The following is a 6075-nucleotide window of genomic DNA, read 5'->3' as shown; positions in this document are numbered from 1 at the left end:
TAAGTAGAACGGCTTGAATAATTCAAAGTTTGTAGTGAGGAATTTATTCCTCATTTGAGGGCTGAAGCCCTTACTACGAAATCATCTCCAGATTTCTTACATTACTTAATCTACTTTGATTTATTTTCGTCTACTTACTTACATAAAGGGAAGAGTAGAACCACCGGAGATAATATTACCCATTACCCATTCCTGATTTTGGACAAGAGTATGCACTTGCCAATTAGGATCAGTTTGAGGGTAATCTAACCGGTAATGTCCACCTCGGCTTTCAGTTCTAAAAACAGCACTTTTCAGAATTAATTCGGCAATATCTAATAAATTACGAGTTTCTGCCCAAAGCCGCAATTCCTTTTCAATTTGTGGCTGTTGAAAATTAACTGATTGTGTCGGTTTTAAACTCAATAATAATTGACTTAAAGGTAAAGCAGCAAAGTCTTCTTGCCAAGATGCAACTTGAGAAATGGCATTTTCTAAACTTGATTTTTCTCGACAAATACCCGCACTTTGCCAAACTACACGGGGTAAATTTTGGCGAATTTCTGCTAATTGTCTTTGTTGATTTTCCCACTCAATTAGAGATGGGTTAACTGCCAAACTTTCAGTTTCAATAATATTAGCAGATTCCTGTTTTCCCAGTTGCAATTTTCCATAGTCAACATTAGCCATTTGCGCCCCAAAGACAATACATTCCAACAACGAATTACTGGCTAAACGATTAGCACCATGTACTCCCGTACTGGCAGTTTCTCCAATGGCGTATAAACCGGGAATATTCGTGGCATTCATGACATCTGTGAGAATACCACCCATCCAATAATGGGCAGCAGGTGACACAGGAATGGGTTGAGTAAAGACATCAATGCCCCAATGTTGACAAACATTAATGATATTCGGGAAACGATGGCGAATTTTGTCAGCGGGAATGGGGCGCATATCTAACCAGACATTCGCTGTAGCCATATCAGCAGCCGTTTTTTGTAAATGACTGAAAATAGCTCGACTGACCACATCACGGGGTGCTAGTTCCCCTGCTGGGTGGTAATCAAAGGCAAAACGTCGCCCGGTGTCATCCACCAAATGCGCCCCTTCTCCACGCACAGCTTCACTAATCAGGAAACGTCCTGGTTTACTTAGGGCTGTGGGGTGAAACTGGACAAATTCTAAATCCCGGAGAATTGCCCCTGCCCGCCAAGCAATGGCTACACCATCACCTGTACTTACCTCTGGGTTAGTGGTTTGGGCAAATACTTGACCACCGCCACCTGTAGCTAAAATGACAGCCCTGGCTCTAATCCAAGTAATTTTCCCTTGATAAAATAGGCTAGTTCCCAAACATTGACCGGTTTGGGGTTCTATCCATAAACTCAGAGCCAAAGCTTGCTGAATGACTTGAATATTTTGACGACGCAGGACTTGATCTGTAAGGGTGGTGGTAACTTCCCTGCCAGTGGTATCGGCTGCATGAAGCACACGAGGACGAGAATGGGCTGCTTCGAGGGTTAAAGCTAAGTTACTGTCATGACGATCAAACGCTACGCCTAAGTTAACCAGGGATTGAATACAACTGGGGGCTTGTTCGGCGAGGAATTTGACAGCGGCGATGTCGCATAAACCAGCACCTGCTTTTAATGTGTCTTCAATATGCAGTTGTGGCGAATCTTCTGGGGCTACGGCTGCGGCTATGCCACCTTGCGCCCAATCACTGGCGGATAGGGAAACTGTTTCTTTAGTAATTAAGCCGACTCGTAAGGATGCGGGTAGACATAGGGCTGTATATAGTCCTGCTGCACCGGCACCGACTACTAAAACATCAAATTGGTTAGGAATATTTATATCAGGCAAGGGATAACTATGATTTTTGTGATTTGGATGATTTTTGGGATTTACAGCCCAAAATTTAAGATCTCAACTTAGGGTATGGGTAATTGGGAATATGTTTTCAATTCCCAATTCCCAATCCTTAGTTATCTGTAGATACCGTTATTAATACGGTCGTCTCCTTCATTGAAGTTAGGCTCTAATTCTGTAACTGTAAAGTTTGCTAAGTTAGCTTGCAAACGTTCTTTTTGGCTATCGGTCAATCCTGGCAGATTTAATACATCTTCTACTTTTTCGTAGGGAGCATTAGCGACAATCTTCTTAGCCAAGGTGGGATACAGTCCAGGAAAATCTTGGAAAGCCCGCATATTGGTATTGTTCAAATCAATTTTCTTGCCAAACTCTGTTGCCAACTTCTGATCTGCTTTGTTTTGGCGGGCAATTGCTAAAACGGGGACTTGATTTCCCACAAAGCTGTTGAAGCCAGTAGCTTGGGCTGTTTGGGTAGTTCCCAACATTCCCCAACAACCTAGCAACAATGTAAATACACTGAATAAACGCACCAATGCTTTCACGATTTTTACCTCTTTTTTTCAAGGAATAATAAAATTTTGCAGCCAAAAGCTATGAACTTTAGGGCATAAGCCGGAAGTTTAAGGGTGTTAGAGCAGTTTATTTTCTAACTTGATCCTGGTTTCTTCATGGTTTAGCTTCATGGTTTCAGCTTGAGAGTTTGCACAACAGTCATCAAAAACTAATATACAGCGGATCAATATCCATAATATTTACGACTATTTGGTTTGATTTGACTTTTGCCAAAAATCTGACCTGATAGCACCTTTGCGCCCATTTTTCGGTGTTTACCTAAATTCATGGGAATTTCACGCCAGAACTGCTGCTAATAAGAAGAGACTGTCTACTAAGATTGTACTCAAAACTGCGCCTCCAAAGGCATACCAATGACATTGCTTATTGAGTAAAGAAGCTGTTCCTACAGTCATCAGAATGAGAGCAAGAATGATTGCCCAGGCTTGTCCCCAGGGTGTTTGGACTTGTGTTAGGGCATTCTGTAAGATTTGTGAAGCACCAGATGGATCTGTTCTCATAATTTGTCGCCAATAAGGCATCAAATCCACTAAATAAAAATAAATATCGGTTAAAACCGTTCCTAGTAAAGAACCGAGGTAAAACCAATTGCCGACTTTACCCCAATTTTTCGCTAAACACCACACAGCAAAGGGTAATCCTAGTGCTTCTATAGGTATATGCCAGATTGGTTCATATCTTAACCAACCCCAATAAATTGCGCCTGTTAACCAAGTCCAGCTAAAACCAAAAAGTAAATCTCCCCACAGATAGGTTTGGGGACGTGACATTAATCTAATACTGATCCACACCCAAAAGCCTGTCATTAATACGCTAAGAGTGGGGAATGAGCGCACTAATGGTGCTTCCATGAACACTGGTACTGATACTAAAAATACTGATGCTAAAAATATTAACCAACTTTGTCGGGAAGAGATAAAGTTTGGTAAAGAAGGATTTTTAAGGCTGTCATCAATATCTAACGTCGGGTTAGTAGCTGGATAGCAAGGAAATGTATGATTAATCAAAGTTTTTAATATTTGTTACTAAACTTTACTTATCTAGAGTATCATAACTGAAAATCCCCCCTAGGGGCATCTTGATTATACATAAATAACAACAAGATCCCCGACTTCTTAGAGAAGTCGGGGATCTGACTTTTGCAATACTATTGATAAATCACCAGATTAATCAAAGAAGTTGGGAGTCTTGTGATTAAACTATAAGTTATTTGTATGGGATTTTTGAAAAAAGGACTTTCTCAACTAATGGGAGTCTATTCTCATTATTATTGAGAATTTTATCAATATTTTAACGAGTTTTGGTGATTTCAGCTAGGGGGCTTGACAGAGTTTCGAGTTTTAGGTATGCTTATGATATGAGTGGAAAAGTGTGCGCTCATATATATAAATCGAGAAACAAAAGTTTGTATCAAGAATAATCATTTTCTAATCTGCAAATATTGACACTGTGCGAATCGCTTCTCTCTCTATTTCCGGTAATTCCAAATCTTCAAATTTGGCAAAACGGTTTTCAATTAGAGTTGCTAAATTGATAGGATTTTGATGATTTTCTGAGAGAACAAGACGGAGAATTTCTGTAATTTCTTGTTCTAGGGAATGTCCATGTTTTTCTGCTCTTTTTTGTAACTGATTTTGCAGATCATCATCAAGGTTAGAGATTGTGATATTAGTCATAATCAATTTAGAGTTAAAGGATATGTTTATTATACACTATCAATCTGATTTTTTTTGTCAGAATCAGGATTTTCAGGATTAGAGGATTTTCAGGATGTTGTTGTTTATTTGAAGTGGGGATTTTCAGGATTTTTTTGTCTGAATCAGGATGTCCAGGATTAAAGGATTTTCAGGATGTGGTTGTTTGATTGTCTATGGGAAGTACAGATTTTAGGATGTTAGATAATAAATTATCCGTTAAATTATTTGTTGTTATTTGTTGACTGTTGGTGTAACTGTATTTTATAATATCTCAATATTCACAGATAATTCATCAATAACAATCCTGTACATCCTCAAATCCTGGACATCCTGATTCAGACAATTACAATTTCAGCATCCCATGAATAATCTATCAATAACAATCCTATACATCCTCAAATCCTGGACATCCTGATTCAGACAATTACAATTTCAGCATCCCACCAATAACCTACAAATAACAATCATGTAAATCCATGAACATACCTAATACCCAAAATCTAAAATTAGACGAAATTACATATATAATTAATGGCTGTGCAATGAAAATACACCGAACTTTGGGAAATGGTTTTCAGGAGGTTATTTATCAAAGATGTATGGAAATTGAACTCAAAAAATCAGGTTTAGGTTTTGGAAGGGAGGTGGAACAAGTAATTTATTATGAGGGAATTGAAGTAGGAACAAGAAGGGCGGATTTTATAGTTGAAAATCAGGTTGTGGTGGAGTTGAAAGCGATAATTAATTTAGAAGATGTCCATTTAGCGCAAGCGAAAAATTATTTGGTTGCATATAATTTTCCTGTTGGTTTATTGATTAATTTTGGTGGGTTGAAGTTGGAATATAAGAAGGTTTTTAATCCTAGATTTCAGGGTTAATTTGTCTGAATCAGGATGTCCAGGATTAGAGGATTTTCAGGATGTTGTTGTTTATTTGCAGTGGGGATTTTGAGGATTTTTTGTCTGAATCAGGATATCCAGGATTAAAGGATTTGCAGGATGTTGTTGTTGATTTGACGTGGGGATTTTGAGGATTTTTTTGTCTGAATCAGGATGTCCAGGATTAAAGGATTTGCAGGATGTTGTTGTTGATTTGACGTGGGGATTTTGAGGATTTTTTTGTCTGAATCAGGATAACCAGGATTAGAGGATTTTCAGGATGTAGTTGTTTGATTGTCTATAAAAAAATATAAAGATTTTGGAATGATAGATAAGTTATCAGTTAAATTATCCGCTGTTAATTCCTGACTACTACTGTAACTGTATTTTATAATCTTCAAATCTTCACAGACAATTTATCAATAACAATCCTGTACATCCTAAAATCCTGGACATCCTGATTCAGACAATTACAATTTCAGCATCCCACCAATAACTTACAAATAACAATCCTGTACATCCTAAAATCCTGGATATCCTGATTCTGACAAAAAATATAAATCGGATATTTTCATTATGTTGGGTTTCCTTGTGTCAACCCAACCTACTAGCTAATTTTTCTAATGTATTCATAGTTATATATACCTTTGGTGAGGTTTATCTTTATTATACACTATTAATCTGAATTTTTTTGTCTGAATCAGGATAACCAGGATTAAAGGATTTTCAGGATGTTATTGTTTATTTGAAGTGGGGATTTTGAGGATTTTTTTGTCTGAATCAGGATGTCCAGGATTACGGGATTTTCAGGATGTTTTTGTTTGATTGTCTATGAGAAGTACAGATTTTAGGATGTTAGATAATAAATTATCCGTTAAATTATTTGTTGTTATTTGTTGACCGTTGGTGTAACTGTATTTTATAATATCTCAATATTCACAGACAATTCATCAATCACAATCCTGTAAATCCTAAAATCCTGGATATCCTGATTCTGACAATTACAAATAATGGAGGGTATTTTGCAGCTTATTTTTATGTTCGCATTGTTTTGTCTAATAGGTTCTTTATCT

General features: G+C 37.4%; 5 protein-coding genes. 1 reads left to right on the top strand and 4 read right to left on the bottom strand.

Translation table 11 applies throughout. The features are described from left to right. Positions 1–138 precede the first annotated feature (138 nt). From nadB to PN450_RS06165, 4 genes are all read right to left on the bottom strand, one after another. Positions 139–1845 (bottom strand): L-aspartate oxidase, encoded by a 1707-nt coding sequence (gene nadB / locus PN450_RS06180; RefSeq protein ID WP_271835746.1) that lies wholly within the window; start codon positions 1843–1845, stop codon positions 139–141. A gap of 122 nt (positions 1846–1967) precedes the next feature. Next, positions 1968–2396, bottom strand: coding sequence for a photosystem II complex extrinsic protein PsbU (gene psbU, locus PN450_RS06175; RefSeq protein ID WP_271835745.1), 429 nt, complete (start codon positions 2394–2396; stop codon positions 1968–1970). A 306-nt stretch (positions 2397–2702) separates the two neighbouring features. Further along, positions 2703–3434 carry a DUF3120 domain-containing protein gene (locus PN450_RS06170; RefSeq protein WP_271823608.1) on the bottom strand — a complete coding sequence of 244 codons (732 nt, stop codon included), beginning with the start codon at positions 3432–3434 and terminating at the stop codon, positions 2703–2705. A gap of 420 nt (positions 3435–3854) precedes the next feature. After that, entirely contained in the window at positions 3855–4103 is a 249-nt protein-coding gene (locus PN450_RS06165; protein ID WP_271823609.1) for a FitA-like ribbon-helix-helix domain-containing protein, read from the bottom strand. A gap of 497 nt (positions 4104–4600) precedes the next feature. Here PN450_RS06165 and PN450_RS06160 point away from each other — a divergent pair, with 497 nt between their 5' ends. Then, entirely contained in the window at positions 4601–5002 is a 402-nt protein-coding gene (locus PN450_RS06160) for a GxxExxY protein (RefSeq protein ID WP_168696381.1), read from the top strand. Positions 5003–6075 lie beyond the last annotated feature (1073 nt).

Source organism: Dolichospermum lemmermannii CS-548, assembly GCF_028330815.1.
Taxonomy (GTDB): domain Bacteria; phylum Cyanobacteriota; class Cyanobacteriia; order Cyanobacteriales; family Nostocaceae; genus Dolichospermum; species Dolichospermum lemmermannii.
Note: the sequence above shows the minus strand (reverse complement) of the source record. Positions and strands in the feature narration are given on the sequence as shown.